At 50.6% G+C, this 17,262-nt stretch carries 19 protein-coding genes and 1 other RNA gene; 11 read left to right on the forward strand and 9 right to left on the reverse strand.

The features are described 5' to 3' along the window. Position 1: 1 nt before the first annotated feature. On the forward strand, positions 2-1,030 hold the full coding sequence (locus D3P07_RS06155; RefSeq protein WP_119799983.1) for a tetraprenyl-beta-curcumene synthase family protein: 1,029 nt from the start codon (positions 2-4) through the stop codon (positions 1,028-1,030). A gap of 27 nt (positions 1,031-1,057) precedes the next feature. Further along, complete coding sequence (gene pfkA / locus D3P07_RS06160; protein WP_119799242.1) at positions 1,058-2,026, forward strand: 6-phosphofructokinase; 969 nt, start codon at positions 1,058-1,060, stop codon at positions 2,024-2,026. Positions 2,027-2,125: 99 nt separating this feature from the next. Here the strand turns inward: pfkA and D3P07_RS06165 are convergent, their stop codons facing one another. From D3P07_RS06165 to D3P07_RS06175, 3 genes are all read right to left on the reverse strand, one after another. Continuing rightward, positions 2,126-3,322 (reverse strand): putative glycoside hydrolase, encoded by a 1,197-nt coding sequence (locus D3P07_RS06165; protein WP_119799244.1) that lies wholly within the window; start codon positions 3,320-3,322, stop codon positions 2,126-2,128. A gap of 200 nt (positions 3,323-3,522) precedes the next feature. Further along, complete coding sequence (locus D3P07_RS06170) at positions 3,523-3,717, reverse strand: hypothetical protein (RefSeq protein WP_119799245.1); 195 nt, start codon at positions 3,715-3,717, stop codon at positions 3,523-3,525. A 203-nt stretch (positions 3,718-3,920) separates the two neighbouring features. Then, the gene (locus tag D3P07_RS06175; protein ID WP_119799984.1) at positions 3,921-4,724 is read right to left on the reverse strand and encodes a YitT family protein; all 804 of its coding nucleotides are present in this window, start codon (positions 4,722-4,724) and stop codon (positions 3,921-3,923) included. A gap of 175 nt (positions 4,725-4,899) precedes the next feature. Between D3P07_RS06175 and cshA the strand changes: the two genes are divergently transcribed. Beyond that, positions 4,900-6,489 (forward strand): degradosome RNA helicase CshA, encoded by a 1,590-nt coding sequence (gene cshA, locus D3P07_RS06180; RefSeq protein WP_119799247.1) that lies wholly within the window; start codon positions 4,900-4,902, stop codon positions 6,487-6,489. A gap of 81 nt (positions 6,490-6,570) precedes the next feature. On the opposite strand, the gene D3P07_RS27430 is transcribed toward cshA, so the two are convergent. Beyond that, positions 6,571-6,687: a sporulation protein YjcZ gene (locus D3P07_RS27430; RefSeq protein WP_119799249.1), complete on the reverse strand. Its 117-nt coding sequence runs from the start codon at positions 6,685-6,687 to the stop codon at positions 6,571-6,573. 160 nt (positions 6,688-6,847) lie between these two features. Here D3P07_RS27430 and D3P07_RS06190 point away from each other — a divergent pair, with 160 nt between their 5' ends. From D3P07_RS06190 to D3P07_RS06200, 3 genes are all read left to right on the forward strand, one after another. After that, complete coding sequence (locus tag D3P07_RS06190; RefSeq protein WP_119799251.1) at positions 6,848-7,666, forward strand: YesL family protein; 819 nt, start codon at positions 6,848-6,850, stop codon at positions 7,664-7,666. A 48-nt stretch (positions 7,667-7,714) separates the two neighbouring features. Continuing rightward, positions 7,715-7,897, forward strand: a non-coding RNA gene (gene ssrS, locus D3P07_RS06195) — 6S RNA. Between the two features lie 113 nt (positions 7,898-8,010). After that, positions 8,011-8,400, forward strand: coding sequence for a DUF1499 domain-containing protein (locus D3P07_RS06200; protein WP_119799253.1), 390 nt, complete (start codon positions 8,011-8,013; stop codon positions 8,398-8,400). Between the two features lie 84 nt (positions 8,401-8,484). Here the strand turns inward: D3P07_RS06200 and tpx are convergent, their stop codons facing one another. Beyond that, on the reverse strand, positions 8,485-9,009 hold the full coding sequence (gene tpx / locus D3P07_RS06205) for a thiol peroxidase (protein WP_119799255.1): 525 nt from the start codon (positions 9,007-9,009) through the stop codon (positions 8,485-8,487). Positions 9,010-9,140: 131 nt separating this feature from the next. Between tpx and gltC the strand changes: the two genes are divergently transcribed. After that, on the forward strand, positions 9,141-10,031 hold the full coding sequence (gene gltC / locus D3P07_RS06210; RefSeq protein ID WP_119799257.1) for a glutamate biosynthesis transcriptional regulator GltC: 891 nt from the start codon (positions 9,141-9,143) through the stop codon (positions 10,029-10,031). An 88-nt stretch (positions 10,032-10,119) separates the two neighbouring features. Here gltC and D3P07_RS06215 read toward each other — a convergent pair whose 3' ends face one another. Further along, on the reverse strand, positions 10,120-10,788 hold the full coding sequence (locus D3P07_RS06215; protein ID WP_119799259.1) for a zinc metallopeptidase: 669 nt from the start codon (positions 10,786-10,788) through the stop codon (positions 10,120-10,122). Between the two features lie 32 nt (positions 10,789-10,820). Further along, positions 10,821-11,261: a MerR family transcriptional regulator gene (locus D3P07_RS06220; protein ID WP_182914202.1), complete on the reverse strand. Its 441-nt coding sequence runs from the start codon at positions 11,259-11,261 to the stop codon at positions 10,821-10,823. 357 nt (positions 11,262-11,618) lie between these two features. Here D3P07_RS06220 and D3P07_RS06225 point away from each other — a divergent pair, with 357 nt between their 5' ends. Genes D3P07_RS06225 through D3P07_RS06235 form a run of 3 tightly spaced genes read left to right on the forward strand, consistent with a single transcriptional unit; the run spans position 11,619 to position 14,859 of the window. Further along, entirely contained in the window at positions 11,619-12,995 is a 1,377-nt protein-coding gene (locus D3P07_RS06225; protein ID WP_119799261.1) for an ammonium transporter, read from the forward strand. 41 nt (positions 12,996-13,036) lie between these two features. After that, positions 13,037-14,104, forward strand: a complete 1,068-nt coding sequence (locus tag D3P07_RS06230; RefSeq protein WP_119799263.1) for a DUF294 nucleotidyltransferase-like domain-containing protein — start codon at positions 13,037-13,039, stop codon at positions 14,102-14,104. 20 nt (positions 14,105-14,124) lie between these two features. Continuing rightward, positions 14,125-14,859 carry a 3'-5' exonuclease gene (locus D3P07_RS06235; protein ID WP_119799265.1) on the forward strand — a complete coding sequence of 245 codons (735 nt, stop codon included), beginning with the start codon at positions 14,125-14,127 and terminating at the stop codon, positions 14,857-14,859. Here D3P07_RS06235 and D3P07_RS06240 read toward each other — a convergent pair. Both D3P07_RS06240 and D3P07_RS06245 read right to left on the reverse strand, forming a co-directional pair. After that, positions 14,845-15,276 (reverse strand): M67 family metallopeptidase, encoded by a 432-nt coding sequence (locus D3P07_RS06240; RefSeq protein WP_119799266.1) that lies wholly within the window; start codon positions 15,274-15,276, stop codon positions 14,845-14,847. The two genes, D3P07_RS06235 and D3P07_RS06240, sit on opposite strands and share 15 nt — an antisense overlap. A gap of 70 nt (positions 15,277-15,346) precedes the next feature. Then, positions 15,347-16,561 (reverse strand): MFS transporter, encoded by a 1,215-nt coding sequence (locus D3P07_RS06245; RefSeq protein WP_119799268.1) that lies wholly within the window; start codon positions 16,559-16,561, stop codon positions 15,347-15,349. Positions 16,562-16,688: 127 nt separating this feature from the next. Here D3P07_RS06245 and D3P07_RS06250 point away from each other — a divergent pair, with 127 nt between their 5' ends. Then, complete coding sequence (locus D3P07_RS06250) at positions 16,689-17,219, forward strand: TlpA family protein disulfide reductase (RefSeq protein WP_119799986.1); 531 nt, start codon at positions 16,689-16,691, stop codon at positions 17,217-17,219. The last annotated feature ends 43 nt before the right edge of the window (positions 17,220-17,262 follow it).

Raw genomic sequence — 17,262 nt, forward strand, 5'->3', positions numbered from 1 at the left:
GATGCATCGCGTGTATAAATATGTATTGCCCGGCGTTGGGGCAGAGCTCGACAAGCTGAAGGCGCTCGCCGAGGCCATACCGAATGAAGAGCTGCGGACGCAAGCGCTGAGCAGCATGCACGACAAGAAATTTCACTGCCAAGGCGGCGGCGTGTATGCGGCGGCGAATTTGGAGTATCGCGATGTGCTCATTCCGCTTATTGTGGCGCTGCAAACCATTAGCGATTATTTGGACAACCTTTGCGATCGCAGCACGTCTCTGGATGCAGACGATTTTCGTTTGCTTCATCAGTCGATGCTGGATGCCGTCAACCCGAATGCGGAGTTGAAGGATTATTACGCGCTTCGCGAGGAAAAAGATGATGGAGGCTATCTGCATCATTTGGTCCGCACATGCCAGATACAAGTAGCGAAGCTGCCTTCCTACGAGAATGTGCGCGTTCATGTGGAGGAATTGGTAGGACTGTACGGCGATTTACAGGTGTACAAGCATATCCGCAAGGATCTGCGCGAGCCTCAATTGCTGGCCTGGTGGGAGCTGCACCAGCATAAGTATCCTCATCTTAAGTGGAATGAATTCGCTGCGGCTACCGGTTCGACACTCGGCATGTTTATGCTGTTTCTCGCCGCAAGCGAGGAACGCTTGTCCGAGAAGGACGCCGAGAGCATCCGGCATATTTATTTCCCGCATGTATGCGGTCTACATATCATGCTTGATTATTTGATCGATCAAGAAGAAGACCACATAGGCGGCGATCTAAACTTTTGCAACTATTACGAGGATAAGAGCCTCATGGTCGAGCGAATCGGCCTTATTGTGGGCAGGGCAAGGGAAGATGTCAAATCGCTCCCTGGATCCCGCTTCCACCAATTGATTATTGAAGGGTTATTGGCGCTTTACCTGTCCGATCCGAAGGTCCGCAACCAGACCGAAGTGAAGGACGTGTCAAAGCAGCTTATGAAGAACAGTCCGCTAACCCGACTGTTTTTTCTCATCAATAGCATGTGGATTCGCAAGCAGCAAGCTTAATACTACGTAAATGTGGAGGAGTTAATCATGACTGCAGTTAAATCTATCGCAGTATTGACGAGCGGGGGAGACTCGCAAGGAATGAACGCAGCCGTACGTGCCGTCGTTCGCAGCGCATTGTTTCACGGGTTGGAGGTATATGGCGTACAGCGCGGCTATCAAGGCTTGCTGAACGATGATTTGCGTCCGATGGATTTGCGCAGCGTAGGCGATATCATACAGCGCGGAGGCACGATCCTTCAAACTGCACGCTGCAAGGAATTTCTGACACCGGAAGGCCAGCAGCGCGGCGCTGATATTCTGCGTGCACGCGGAATTGAAGGCTTGGTCGTTATTGGCGGAGATGGTTCCTACCATGGCGCGAACAAGCTGAGCAAGCTGGGCATCAAGACGATGGCTCTGCCGGGCACAATCGACAATGATATCCCGTTCACGGATGTGACGATCGGCTTCGATACCGCGGTAAGCATAGTCGTGGATGCGATCAACAAAATCCGTGATACGATGTCTTCCCATGAGCGTTCTTCGATCGTTGAAGTAATGGGACGCCATTGCGGCGACATCGCGCTTTACGCGGGACTTGCCAGCGGCGCTGAGACGATTCTCGTGCCGGAAGTGCCATTCGATCTGAACGAAGTGGCAGAACGGATGAAAACAAACTTTGCGAACGGCAAACGCCATAGCATTATCGTTGTAGCTGAGGGTGCGGCAAAGGGCGAGGACGTATCGCAAAAAATTACCGAAATCAGCGGTATTGAAGCAAGAGTTACCGTACTGGGCCATATTCAGCGCGGCGGCACACCGACGGCTGCCGACCGTATTCTGGCAAGCAGACTGGGTGATTTCGCCGTGAGACAGCTGATTGAAGGCAACTCCGGCAAATCATGCGGCGTAGTGAGGGGCGAGCTGGTCACAACGGATATTGAAGAAGTTGTTAATACGAAGAAACCTTTTGATATGAATATGTATGATCTGGCGCTTCGTCTCTCGCAATAATAGAAGCTGATCGGCACGGACATCCTGCATTCAGTCATCACAAAAGGCGCTCCCGATTGAACATTCAATCGGGAGCGCCTTATTGTTGTGCTTATTCGTCTACTTGTAATCGACACCTGGCGAGTATTTGTTGCCTGCATTCCAGAGCAGGTACTCGTTGACTCCGGAGTCGTGGAGTGCCTTAATCTGGGCTTCGACCTCGGTTTTTCCGTATTTTTTGTAATTGCCTTTGCCTAGCCAGCTGGCTGTGAAGTCTTGTATCCAAGGGCGGATAATCGGCTTCAGCTCGCCGGTTTCCTTCAGCTTTTCGTGCGTATCGTCCATTGCGCCTTTGATCGTTTCGTATGGACTGAGATCGGGCGCTTTCTGCTTAAACCATCCGGTGCTGTAATGGCTCGGATAGATCATAGGCGAGATGACATGCACGTCATTCGAGATCTTCACGAAATCCTGACCGATTCCTTCTGCGGAAGGCACGGACGCCGCGTAGCCGAATATATCAATGGATACGCGTACGCCAAGAGGCTCAAGCTGCTCGCGCGCGTATTTCACGAAGCCTGCTACCGCATCGACGCGGGACAGCTCCGTTTTGTTGAACGTGAGCGTATCCGCTCTATTCTCGAAGCCTTCCGGAAATCTGACGTAGTCAAACTGGATTTCCTTGAAGCCGAGCTTTGCGGCTTCCTTCGCGAGCGCAATATTGTAATCCCACACTTCTTGGCGGTAAGGATTGACGAAGCTCTCGCCTCGGCCGTTCTTCCAGATCGTCCCGTCCGGTTGAAGAAACGACAGATCGGGGCGTTTGACGGATAGAACGGTATCCTTGAATACGACGATTCTGGCGATTGGGTAGATATCGTGCGTCTTCAGCTTGGTCATCAATTCCTCAATATTGCCGATGAATTTTTTGGCAGTGCCGACTTCAAGAAGCTCTGGCGTCGTAGTAGGGTACGTAATATAGCCGTTGTCGTCTTTGATATCAATGACCATGCTGTTAAGATCGGTCTCGTCAACCAGTTTCAAGAGCGACTCCATGCGCGAACCGCCGGCGCTGTGTGCGGTGACGTAGATGCCTTTGATTGGCGGTGTATCCGGTTGAGGGTCCTTCTTGACGATGGCGCCATCCGGATCGCTTGGTTTCCCGCCCGGCAATCCGGAAGAATCCGGTTGCACGATTGTTTCTCCGGCTGCGGCGTTTAGGTAAGCTACGGCAAGTTTTTGAGCATTTGCGCTGTCTTCACCTGATCCTGTCAGCAAACTATACAATAACATGAAGGCCGTTACGATTATGTCCATTATGCTCTCTCCTTGCGGTCTGATCTGATGAGGCGGTTCATACCAAAGTATAAGCCACAGAAGTTGTCCCGGTCATCCCCCTTTTTTACCACTTACAGAGGAATCATAAACTTTTTTCTGAATATGGGCCGAACAAAAAGCCAGCCGAAACTTGGGTCGGCTGGCTTGCGGGTTGAAAGCGTACTTCCCGAACTAAACTGTCATTGTAACAAAGTTTGTTTCTGCCCATTGCATATGCTGTGCTGCACAATTTCCATAGCGTCAGCGGGCTCCAGCACTTCCAGACCATCCCTAAGCACGATTGTGAGGTCCAGCTCGCGGGATGTAAGAAAAGGACTGAGCTCTGGGGCAAGTCTTTCTACAATCTGTGACAATTTGACCGTTTCCATATCCATCTTAGCCTCACCCTTTCATCCTAATTGTGATGAACTAGAAAGCGACAGGGGGAAAACCTATGGCATGAAACTTCAGGGGCGTTCGAGCAACGAAAAAAGCTGCCGTTAAACGAATGCCCGCGATAAGCTGCGGGATATTTCCATTATAACAGGAACATTTTCAAAAACATAGTTATCACTGGGAAATTCCATTCTTGCGTAGTTCAACTGGACTCATGCCGTCTGAAGTCGCCGACAACGCCCGCGGTCTCCACGATATTGATGAACGCATGCGGATCTATGGTGGTTATGGTTTTGCATAATTCGGCAAGCTCGAATTTGGTTCGAACGGTCATCAGCATGTCCTTGTCACTGGAGGAATATGCCCCGCGGGTCCGTACAATGGTTATGCCGCGCGGATGGGGTAGCAGCCTGGCCAATATTTCTTCCGTTTTGGTCGTAACAATAAAGGCCGTTACTTTCAGATGCTTGACGTGAATGAGATCGATCACTTTGCCAGCGGTAAAGATGGCGAACAAGGAGTACAGAGCAAGGTCCCAATCCCCCAAAAACAAGATGAGAATGATGATGACTAGTCCGTTAAGCAGGAAAATGATCATACCGATAGGCAGATCGCGCTTGCGGGTAACGATCGAGGCGACAATATCGAAACCGCCGGAGGAGCCGCCGTAACGAAGAGCCAGGCCGCTTCCGAAGCCGACGATGATCCCGCCGAATACGGCACCGAGCAGAATATCATCGGCTACTTGGGTCACGGGGACAAGCTGCAGGAACAAAGTGGCCAAGGCAACGGAATACATGCTCCACAGGACGAAGCGTCTGCCCAGCGCGAACCATCCCCAGATTAAGACGGGCAAATTAAGGACTAGATACAGCCAGCCGATATTTCCGCCAGTTATGTAGCCGATCATCATAGAAATGCCGGATAAGCCGCCGCTTAATAATTGATGGGGGATAAGAAACAAATTAAAGCCTGTAGCTACGAGCAGAGAGCCTAGGGTCATCATAGGCAAGGCCAGCAAGTAGCGCTGTTTGTAATGATTCAATCCAATCGCTCCAAACCGTAATTGTCGTTGCATTAGTATGGCTTTCCAACGTTGGCTGGTATTCATCTTCTAAGTTGTGCTATAATGGTTTGGATATTCTTAAGAAGGCTGTAGATAGAAGGAGTATGAGAAAAGTTTGAAAACATTTGCTGAATTTGGCTTGGAACCTAAAGTGTTGCAAGCAATTACGGAACTTGGATTCGAGGAATCGACACCGATTCAGACTCAATCCATCCCAGTGGCTATGACAGGCAGAGATTTGATTGGCCAAGCCCAGACCGGTACGGGAAAAACAGCGGCGTTCGGAATCCCGCTAATTAACAAAATTCCGACAAGCGAGGATCGCATTGTCGCATTGATTATGACGCCGACCCGTGAGCTCGCTATTCAAGTGGCGGAGGAGATCGGGAAGCTTACTCGATACAAAGGCTTGCGCTCGCTGCCAATTTACGGCGGCCAAGAGATCGGCCGTCAGATTCGCGCGCTGAAGAAACGCCCGCAAATTATTATTGGTACGCCAGGACGTTTGCTTGACCACATCAACCGCAAGACGATTCGTCTGGAAGACGTTCAGACAGTCGTGCTCGACGAAGCGGATGAGATGCTGGACATGGGCTTTATGGAGGACATCCAGTCCATCCTGAAGCTGGTTCCTGATGAGCGTCAAACGATGCTGTTCTCGGCTACCATGCCGGTCAACATCCAGAAGCTTGCCCAGCAATTCCTGAAGGACCCTGAGCATGTATCGGTAATCCCGAAACAAGTAACAGCACCTTCGATTGAGCAATCGTACATTGAAGTGCATGAGCGCCAGAAGTTCGAAGCGCTCAGCCGCTTGCTGGATATGGAATCTCCAGAGCTTGCGATCATCTTCGGACGTACGAAGCGCCGCGTAGACGAGCTGAGCGAAGCGCTTCAAAAACGCGGATATTCGGCTGACGGCCTTCATGGCGATCTGTCGCAGAATCAGCGCGACAATGTTATGCGCAAGTTCCGCGACGGCAGCATTGATGTGCTGGTTGCAACAGACGTTGCGGCTCGCGGCCTCGATGTATCAGGCGTGACGCATGTTATCAACTTTGACCTGCCGCAGGATCCGGAGAGCTACGTTCACCGTATCGGACGTACAGGACGCGCAGGCAAAGAGGGTACAGCTTGGTCGTTCGTAACGCCTCGTGAAATCGATCATTTGCATTTCATCGAGCGCATTACGCGCCAACGCATGAACCGCAAGCCGCTGCCTAGCTTGGCGGAAGCAATCGAAGGCAAGCAACGCGTGACAGCAGAGCGCGTGCTTGAAGTGGTACAGAACGAAGAGTTCAACGAGTACAAAGCGATTGCGATTCAATTGCTGGAGCAATTCGATTCCGTTCATCTGCTTGCAGCAACGATGAAGTTGCTTACTGGCGAGAAGAAGAACATCGAAATCGAATTGACGCCAGAAGAGCCGCTTCGCGCGAAAAAACGCAGACCGGACATCCGTTCCAACGGTCGTCCGTTCAACCGCAGCGGCGGCGGCAGCTCTTACGGCGGCAACCGCAGTGGCGGCGGCGGATATCGCGGACGTGATGACAGACGCGGCAGCAGCGGCAGTGGCGGTGGTTACCGTGGCGGCGAGAATCGCAGCAGCGGCGGATACAGCGGCGGCGGCAGCAGCTACAACAAGCGCAGCAGCGAAGGTCGCAGCGACTATCGTCGTCCGAAGAGCTCGTCCGAGGACAACTAATACGCGACAAAAAGCGGGGAAAGTCCGTGATGCCTTGCGGGCATCTCAGACTTCCCCGTTCTTTTTATCTCGGCTTAGTGCTTAGTAGCATAGGATTGTTTTGGAAATGATAACCAAAAGGATAAACAAAACGAGAATGGCACCTACGGAATTATAACCGCCATAGCCACCTGCATAACCAGGACCAACGTTGCCCATTGTAGCAACCTCCTTTTAATCATCTGAATGGGTTAACACTAACATCCTATGCAATAACGTCCAAGTGGATTAGACGGAGGCCTATAGCCTCCAAATTTGGGCGGTCCAATGACCCCTGTCAGCAACGGCAAGACACTCACTTACTGTGGAGGCAGATCTGATGGAACCAAGAGGACTTATGGGGGGATTCTACCGAATCTCCGAATGGATCATGAGGCTGGCGGTCATTAATCTATTATGGATTATTTGTTCGCTGCCATTTGTGTTTCTAGTTTTTTCGTTTGTTTTTGTATATCCGCAAGGAATTACGGAAGAAATGCTTACGGAAAATGGCGTTCTGCCTTATCTGGTGCAGCCCATTCTTCTAACCAGTATAGTTGCACCTTTCACGTTGTTCCCGGCGACAGCTGCCATGTTCGCAGTCGCTCGCAAGTGGGTAACGGGAGAGTCCGATGTCGCACTATTCAAAACGTATTTCCGAGGCTACAAAGAGAACTACAAACAAAGCATGATAGGCGGGTTCATCTACACGATTCTGATCGTATTGATGGTCGTCAACTATTTCTTCTATAGAGATCAGATGGCCATTGCGTCTTATATTTTCTTGGCATTCCTGGCCTTGCTTTTTGCTTCCTTATTCAATTATTTCTCGATGCTCGTGCATTACCACATGAAAACGTTTCAATTGGTTAAAAATGCGATTCTGATTACGATCGGCAAGCCGATTCGTTCGCTGTCGACGGTCATGATGTGCGGTCTCGTCATTTATATCAGCTTGTTCCACCTGACATTCCTGATTCCGTTCTTTATGGGCAGCATTGTCGCGTTTGTCGCATTCTGGAACTTCAATCTAATCTATATCAAGCTGCAGGAGCAAGCGGAGAAACTAAAGCAGTCCGAGGAAGAAGCAGCTGAAGAGGCTGCTGAGATGAACCGCGAAGAACTGCTCAAGGACAATCCGAATGATTCCAATAAATAATTGGAGCATCTGCGTTTACTTTTTATGAAGTTCGGTCTATAATAGCTATACATCCTGCGATGTTCGTAACGGCTCTTCGTTGTTTTGAACCAATGGCTGTTTCACGGGAGACCTACATTGCTTTGCAGCTGACACGCCCTCAAAAGGGGATCTCAAAAGCATTGCTGCGGACACCCACCTGCGAGAGCGGGTTCAGAAACATGCGGGTCGGACGGCATAGGCGGGTTTTTTATGACAATGAAGAGCGATTAGTCGGTTAAATCCGACGAAAGCTCTTTTTTCATATCTAAAAACATGTTATGATTAGAAGTAATGTATATAGACGCTAGAGGGGGAGATTCTTGTTGTTGAAGCGGACCTTAATCGGGCTGCTGCGCAGTCATGAACAGACAGGCGACAAAGCGAAGGATCCATTGCTGAAATCGCACTTCTACAAGCTTTCGAAGGACAAGGCGTGGGAAGAAGTGTTATCTACTCTGAAGAAGATGCAAGGCTACAAGGTATTACATGAAGTGCAATCCGTCGGAGAGATTGTGATGGAGAAACGTACAGTGTTCGGTAGATCGATGGACATTACCGTTTCAGTCATCAGCGTGAATCCGCTAACATCTGCGGTTGATGTCTATTCCGCTTCCCGGGGCTCCTTGGGGGATCTCGGCTCCAACTATCGCGTCATTATGGAAATCTATCGAGTCTTGGACAAGAAGCTTGGAGCTTTTAAGGTAAATAGCTAATACATAAACAAAGCGAGGAAGGGATGTCCTTCACTCGCTTTGTTTGCAGTCAGCCGATGGAATGCATCGGCTGTTCATTCCATTTTAGACCAAAGCTTTGGCAGCTTCGATTGCTTGCTCGTAGTTCGGATGCTCGGTCATTTCAGGTAGGTATTCGACGTAACGGAGCGTGTTGTCGCCGTCAATAACGAAGATGGAGCGCATATCGAGAGCAAATTCTTTAATCAGGACGCCATACGCTTCTCCGAAGCTATTGTTCTTGTAGTCGGACAGCATGACGACTTTGTCTACGCCTGCTGCTCCGCACCAGCGAGCTTGTGCGAACGGAAGGTCTGCGCTAACTGTCAGTACGACGACATTGTCGCCCAGAGCGGCTGCAGCTTCGTTGAAGCGGCGAGTCTGCGCGTCGCATACGCCTGTGTCGATGGATGGAACAACGGAAATCAGTTTTACTTTGCCTGCATAATCGCTCAGGCTAACGGATTCCACCAGGGATTTGTTAAGGGAGAAGTCCGGAGCCTTGTCTCCTGCTTTCAGTTCAGGTCCAATCAATGTAAGCGGGTTGCCCTTGAATGTAGCAACGCCTGTGCGTTCTTGAAGTTGTGTCATGTTATATTTCCTCCTTGGAATGGATTGTACGATACGTGATCATTATAATCGCAATGAAATACGCTTGTCCAATAAATGGCGAATAATTAAGATCAACATAAAGGTTGATTACGGGAGAGAATCGAAAGCATATGGAACTTCGACAGCTTTATTATTTTGTTAAAGTCGCACGGAAAGAACATGTCACGCAAGCTGCGGAAGAGCTTCATGTGGCCCAGTCGGCTGTCAGCCGCCAGATTCACCAGCTGGAGGAGGAGCTTGGCGTCAAGCTGTTTGTCCAGAAGGGCAGAAATCTGCAATTGACGCCTGCCGGTGCGCTGTTTCTGAAGAGAGCCGAAGTGATATTGTCTGATCTGGAGCGTGCCGTTATCGAGGTTCATGAATTTCTGGATCCGGAGAAGGGTGAGATTAGGCTCGGCTTCCCGCATAGTCTTGGCAATACGCTGATTCCTCAAGTGGTCGCGGCGTTCCGCAAGCTTCATCCGAACGTGAAGTTTCGGTTCAAGCAAGGCATGTACCCTTCGCTTATTCGCGATCTCGTCAAGGGGGAGATCGATCTTGCGTTTATTTCCCCTTACCCGAAAGAAAATGAGCATGTATGCGGAGAGGTGCTCCTGACGGAAGAGCTGTATGCGATATTGCCGCCTGGTCATCATTTGTCGGGCGAGGATGCGATTGAGCTTGCTCAGCTGAAGGATGAGACGTTCGTCATATTCAGCGAAGGCTATTCACTCAGACCGATCGTATGGGAAGCCTGCCAGGAGGCGGGATTCGAGCCGAAGATCGGATTCGAAGGCGAGGAGACCGATACGATCAGAGGACTTGTCGCCGCTGGCATGGGCGTGAGCCTGCTGCCGGAGCTGGCGCTGCATCAATCCGGACTTCTGCAGCCTGCCAAGGTTCGTATCTCGAAGCCTGCGGTTACAAGGACGATCGGCTTGGTGCATCGAAGCAACGAGAAGCTGCCGCTTGTGGCTAAGCTGTTCCACGGGTTTCTATTGCGGTATTTCAAGCGTGATTAGCATCTGACAGGGGGAAGATAAGGGGGAGCAAAGAGAAGAGCCCTCTGGCGGCATAATAGCCGTCAGAGGGCTCTTCTCTTATTCATGATTATTCGCGGTTCTGAGTGAAGATCAAGACGTATCGGATAAGCTCCAGCAGAGAGAGCAGAGCAGCCGCTACATACGTCAGCGCGGCGGAGTTCAATACTTTGGCTACGCCGCGTTCTTCATCGTTCGTAATGAAGCCTTCGGCGACCATCAGGTCGCGTGCTCTGTTGCTGGCGTTGAATTCAACTGGCAGCGTAATGAGCTGGAAGGCGACGGCTACGGAGAAGAAGATAATTCCGAGGCCGATCAGATTGAATTGGCTAAACAAGAATCCGGCAAGAAGCAAGAATGGCGCTACGCCGGAAGCGAAGTTCACGACAGGGAAAATTTTGTGGCGGGCAACCAGGAATGGATAAGACACAGAATGCTGAATGGCGTGTCCGACCTCGTGGCAGGCGACCGATATAGCCGAGATGGAGTTCTCGTAATATACGGGTTCCGATAACCGCACAACGCGGTGAATCGGATCGTAATGGTCGGTCAATGCGCCCTGAACCGGTTCGATCGGCACATCGTGCAGACCGTTGTTGTCAAGCATCCTTCTGGCAGCTTGATAGCCGGTAAGACCGCTGTGCGCCGGTACTTGCGCCCACTTCTTGAAGGTTCCCTTGACGCGGAACTGTGCCCAGATCGTCAAAGCGAAGGCTGCAATTATCAGGATGATCATCATTTCATTCCTCCAGCTAATGGTGTAGGACACCGTTACATGAGTGAGCTCTTGTTCATGAGTAGCATCAGAGCTTCGATACACGCGGCTGTCTGCGGCGTCAGTGTCGAGTAAAACCGATGCGCCTGGCGGGGCTTAAGCTGCTTGATTACGGGCTCGAGTTCCTTGACCTCGCGCTCCAGCTTCGTCAAATGCTGTTGGATCTCCGTCAGCTTAAGAGAGAGTTGCTCCTCCGGCGAAACCTTGCTCCAGCTATCCAGACTGGCTTTAATCTCATCTAACGTATATTTGTCCTTTTTCATATCCTCAATACGTTCGAGACGCTGCAAAGTTTCGTGAGAATATAATCTGTAGTTTTTGTCGGATCGTTTTGCAGGCTCAAGGAGCCCCATCGAGGTATAATAATCGATTGTTCTTGCACTGACCTTGGCAAGCCTGGACAATTCTCCGATCCGATACAATTGGATAGCATCCATTCTATCACCGCCTTTGATCGTTCTTCATTATAGTTAATGATAATCCTTAAGTAACCATACAGTCAAACGTCTGACATGTGAACGAGTCGCGCCTATGCAGTTTGGATGCGAGATTTCGTTCATCCATGTCCGAATGGCAGAAAAAGAGACGTAAACGCGAAGGTTGCTACGGCGTTTCTTCTATTATATAGGTGTTTAACGAGAAAAGGCTAACGTTCGTGTCAGGTTTAATGCCGAACGTTAGATTTTTTTTGTAAAAATCGAAAATTCGTATTGTCAAAATAAGCACTTCTGACTATAATGACATTAAGTCTTTCGTAACGTGTTAGTAAACATAACATTAAAGGAGTGGTCGTATTGGTTAAGAAGACTTTTCTCGCGTTAGGATTAATGACAATCGTATTCCCGGTTGTCGCATTCGCAGCGGATCCGTCCGGCGCAATGCTTGACATGGGATTGAACTCCCTGTGGGTCATGCTCGCATTTATCCTCGTATTATTGATGCAAGGCGGGTTCATTCTTCTAGAAGCCGGATCCACTCGTATGAAAAATGCAGGCCACGTAGCCGGCAAAACCATTTTCACAGTTGGCCTTGCGGCACTGATTTATTGGGCTGTTGGTTACGGAGTAGCCTTCGGCGGAGCGAATGCCGAAAGTACCATCAGCAAGTTTATCGGTTGGGGTGATTTCTTCGTTAACCCGGGTACTTCTGGAGATCCGACTACAGAAGGGTTCCCTAGCGCTGTATTCTTCTTGTTCCAATTAGCGTTTGCAGCTATCTCTCTATCTATCGCATGGGGCGGCTTCGCAGAACGCGCCAAACTCTCCTCTTATATCGTATTTACACTCTTCTACATTGCCATTATTTACCCGGTAGTCGCTCACTGGATTTGGGGCGGCGGATGGTTGGCTGATCACGGCGCACAAGACTTTGCCGGTTCAACGGTTGTTCACTTGTCCGGCGCTGTTGCAGCATTTGTAGCAACTGTGCTTTTGAAGCCTCGTATCGGCAAGTTCAACAAAGACGGCTCAGCAAATGAAATATTGGGGCATAACCAAGTATTCACCGCTTTGTCCGTGCTTCTTCTGTGGGTAGGCTGGTTCGGATTCAATGCAGGCTCCACAGTTGCAATCGGCGACGGCTTCTTTACTTACGTAGCATTCACAACCATGCTGGGAGCTGGCGCAGGCGGCGTAGCAGCGCTGCTGATCTCCTGGGCAGTAACAGGCAAAGCGGACATTACAGCGATGCTGAACGGTACGCTTGGCGGTCTTGTTGCCATTACGGCATCCTGTGCGTTCGTAGACCCGTGGGCTGCAGTCGTGATTGGTCTAGTGTCCGGCGTCCTCGTATTCTACAGCGTGAAAATGTTTGAAAAACTGAAGGTGGACGATCCAATCTATGCCCTCTCGGTTCATGGTATGGCTGGTATCTGGGGTACGCTTGCTAACGGTATCTTCGCAACGCAAGAGCTGGCTGACAAGGTAGGCGTAGGCACAGGCGGCCTGATCGATACGGGCAGCTGGAAGCAGCTGTGGGTACAGCTGGAGTCCGTCGTATTCGCAGGCGTATTCGTACTCGTCACTTCCTTCATCGTACTTGGCGTTATGAAGAAGATCATGGGCTTCCGCGTAACGGAGGAGCAAGAAATTATCGGTCTTGACCTGAGCGAGCATGGCGCTTATGGTTATCCTGAGCAACTGAAAAAACCAGGTCAAGGCCTACAAGGCTAAACGATCTTGACTTGCGGACTGACCAAAGGGGAGGAAGGCGCATGAGTGATCCTACGCGATCGCAGTACGCCAAGAAGATAGCTTCCGCCGATCATATTGACGGTCTTCGCTGCTTGCGCGATCAATTGCACGAGCAGATGGAAGCTCTTCTCCCATCACGGCCGGTAGAACAATTGAATGAACAGTTGAACGAGACGCATGATGCCATTATCAGCAGAGCGATTGCGATTTCGGAAGCGGAATTGGCACGGCTGGGGAAAGGGTCTCCCCCCGTGCCTTACGCATATCTATTGTTCGGCAGCGGTGGGCGGATGGAACAGACGTTGTCCAGCGATCAGGACAGCGGAGTCGTGTATCTGGATTCCGATACGAATAGTGAAGGAATCAGGCAGTATTTTGGGGAATTATGCACGCTTATCGTCAAAAATTTAATAGCAGTCGGCTATCCCCCATGCGAAGGGAAGGTCCTAAGCGATAATCCTGACTGGTGCCATTCGCTGAGGGAATGGGGAGAGAAGCTGAACGGCTGGTTTAAGGAGCCGGAGTGGGAAGCGGTGCGGTATTTGCTCATTATTGCAGACAGCCGCTGCGTGTACGGAGACCACCGTCTGGTAGATTTGCTTAAAGATATGTTTTTTACCGATACGCTTAATCATCCTGTCATCATTAGGAGAATGACCGAAAATACGATGCGCCACAAGGTGCTGGTCGGCATCTTCGGCCAATTGCTGAAGGAGCGGTATGGCGAAGACGCTGGGAGTCTGGACATCAAGTATGGCGCTTATATCCCCATGGTCAATTCCATCCGCCTGCTTGCCATTCAAGCGAACCTGCGGGAGACCTCTACACTGGAGCGAATTCGGAAACTGGTGGAGGAGGGGCGCTTGTCCATTGAAGACGGCCGGAGTTACGAGCAAGCCTTCCGATTCATCCTCAGGCTTCGGCTCATGACAACGGAACAAATAGAGGATGGAGTATATGCCAACAACGGCAAACTGCCAAGCAGCAAACTGTCCAGGGAGATGACCGACGAGCTTAAGAGCAGTCTGAGGCAAGGCAAGAGATTGCAAAAAGCGGTGTGCAAAGGGACAATGGGCAGGCTTATGTAAGAGTAAGGCGGTGCATGTAGATGAAAGAACAAAAAGGTGTCGGCCGAATGTGGAGCCTGTATAAGATGGGGGGCGTTACACCTGCCATCGCATCGATGCTCGGCTCGCCGAACGCACAGCAAATGGCCTTTATTCGCAATGCGAATCGAGAGCAGCGCAAGCAATCCATGCTCGACATTCCGCTAAAGGAGCTTGAGATTGTTGTGTTTGATCTGGAGACAACAGGCTTTAATCCGAACAACGGCGACGAAATTATTTCTTTCGGCGCTGTTGTCGTGCGTGGAGGGGAAATCATAGAAAGCGAAAGCTTCTATAGCCTGGTCAATCCGAAGCGGCTCATTCCGAGGGCGATTGTGGACCTGACTGGCATAACGAATGAAATGGTGCAGGATGCGCCCGATCTTATGGAGGTTTTGCATGACTTTATGGCTTTTGTCGGCAGACGTCTGCTAGTTGCGCATGCGTCCGGACATGACAAGCAGTTTCTGAATGCGGCATTATGGAGGACCTCCAAAGTAAGCTTGAATCATCGCGTACTGGACACGATGATGATCGCCAAATGGCTGGAGCCCGGTCTTGAGAGCTACAGCCTGGACGATCTGCTGATAAAACACGGGATTCCGATCACAGAACGGCATCATGCTCTTCAGGATTCGCTTATGACTGCCGAGCTATGGCATGTTTATCTAAGACGTATCGTAGAGAGGAATATTATAACGCTTGGTGATATGTACGCTTATTTAAGCAAGCATTAAAGGGACAGGCAGAAAATGCCCATTCTCCAACAGGTATGGCTGCACCTCTGGGAGGTCTCGATCCTTCAAGGATACGATCCAATAGGTCATGCCTGGAGCGGGGAGGAATCCGGCATAGTCGCGCAAGGACGGCTGTGCATGTGAATGGGGATGAGAATGAAAGAAACCGACAAGCTGTTGTCGGTTTCTTTGCATGCCAAAAAATGTGTTTGTCCACTCGGCGGGATGGAAAGCAAAGGAGTCCTCGGGCCGCTTATGCACGTTCCGAATCGGCAAGGCGATGTCGATCGATTCGGAGGGTTCGCTGCGCGCGAGCACGCCGCATGCTTCATTCGGATACAAGCGTGCGCATATCGCCAGCAGCTGTTCATAAGCATCAACCGTTATTTTGACATTGGACAACGATAAATCGGCCATCTTAACCACCTCGGTTCTACAATGATCCGTCACATGGATTTCTTCTATTGTATTATACCGAAGAGCAAGCTTACCGTGAAGAAGAGGACTTTGCTTGTGATGGCCCGGGTCGTACAAACCGGGCTACGCCGAACAGGACAATGGCGCTTAGTATCGTAAGGGAGATGAACAGCCATGTCACTGAGCGATCGGCAGCCCAGCTTAATAGCGGCGGACCGGCGGCAACGCCTAGAAAACGCAAGCAATTGTACAAGGAAGTTACCATGCCGCGATGTGACTGGTCTACAGCACCCGTAATAAGCGTGTTGAGGCAGGGCAGAACGAGACCCGTACCTATGCTGCTTAACGTGATAAAGCTGATGAGCGCAATGAAGGCTGCATGCCATATCGAAGCTGCCACTAACGAAACGGTAACTACGGATAGTCCGATCAGCATCATTTTGCGCATCAGTATTTTATTTTTTTTGATCACCCGCCCAGTCGTATATGCGGTAATGACCAGTCCCAGTAATGGAATGGCGAGAATGCCGCCTTTAGCCACCCCGTCAATGGAAAGCGGAGGCTTCTCCATCATGTCGGACAGATAGAATAGCATGCCGAACAGGATGAACAGGCCAAGCGAGCCTGCCAAATACGCCGTGATGAGCCATTTGCCATCCTTTCGGAAAATCTTGGCCATGCCTTGCAAATACTCTCCAAGCGGGACATTCTTTTTCTTCTGATCAGGCTCTTTGATCAGCCATAGCACAGCCGCGAAGGCAGCAGCGCAGAAGATCGGGAATGCGAAGAACGGAGCGTACCATGTCCAGAGGCCAAGAAGGGAGCCGAGAATGGGGCTGATCACCTTGCCGAATCCGTTGGACGCTTCAATCAGCCCAAGCGCTTCGCTCTCTTCGCCATCCTTATACAGATCGCCTACAAGCGCCATAGCGATTGGGGCGGTACCGGCTGCGGCCATGCCCTGGATGATCCTGGCCACGACAAGCGTCGGATAGGAATGCCATACCGCTCCGAGTCCGGCGAGGATACCGGCAGCACCATAGACGGCAAGCGCAGGAAGAATGACAGCCTTGCGCTTCATCCGATCGGATAAATAACCGATGAGAGGTATGAACAGTCCCGCAGATACCGAAAATAATGTAATAACGAGGCTGGATTGCAGCTCGCTGATGTTCATCGCTTTGGCCATATCCGGCAGGATAGGGACAAGCATGGAATTGCCTAATACAAGTACGAGCGGTACGCTGGCGAATGCCGCGTATTGCAACCAATTAGTCCGAGCCATAGTTAACCTCCGGGAATGGTGACGGTTTTATGGCTAATTTGCCCCCTGTATTGAGCTTCCATACGACGCATGATACGATGGAGGCAATTGTGTACTACGAATGCATAAGGAAGCGAAGGGATGCCACATGAGAAAAGTTGCTGCATTAACGATTATCGCTATATTTTTTGCGGGACTGGCCGTTTATCAATATAATCAGGACGATGCCACTGAAGCATCGTCTTCTCCGGATTTCAAGCCAAAGGCAGGTTTTGTCGCCGAAGCGTTCGCGTTGCCTGATTTGGAGGATAAGCCGGTTGAAATTGGAGGCAAAAGCGACAAGCTGATATTCGTCAACTTCTGGGCGTCATGGTGCGGTCCTTGCGAATTGGAGGCTCCCGACCTGCAGAAGCTGCATGAGAACTATGGGGACCGTATGGTGCTGTACGGGGTGAACGCCACGAAGTATGACAAGGAGCGTGCGGCTCGAAAGTTTGTGGATGATCATGCATTTACGTTCCCGATTCTAATGGACCGTCCCGGAGATGTAACGAAGCAGTATAAGGTGTCTACCTTCCCGACAAGCTTCCTGATCGATGCCGACGGAGTCATTCGTGAGCGAATCAATGGCGTCATTACCTATGAGGAATGGGAAAGACTAATTCAGAAATGGATATAAAAAAAGCTGTCTCGACGGTTGCCATATGGCTTCCGGAGAGACA

It is taken from the genome of Paenibacillus sp. 1011MAR3C5, assembly GCF_003591485.1.
Lineage (GTDB): Bacteria > Bacillota > Bacilli > Paenibacillales > Paenibacillaceae > Pristimantibacillus.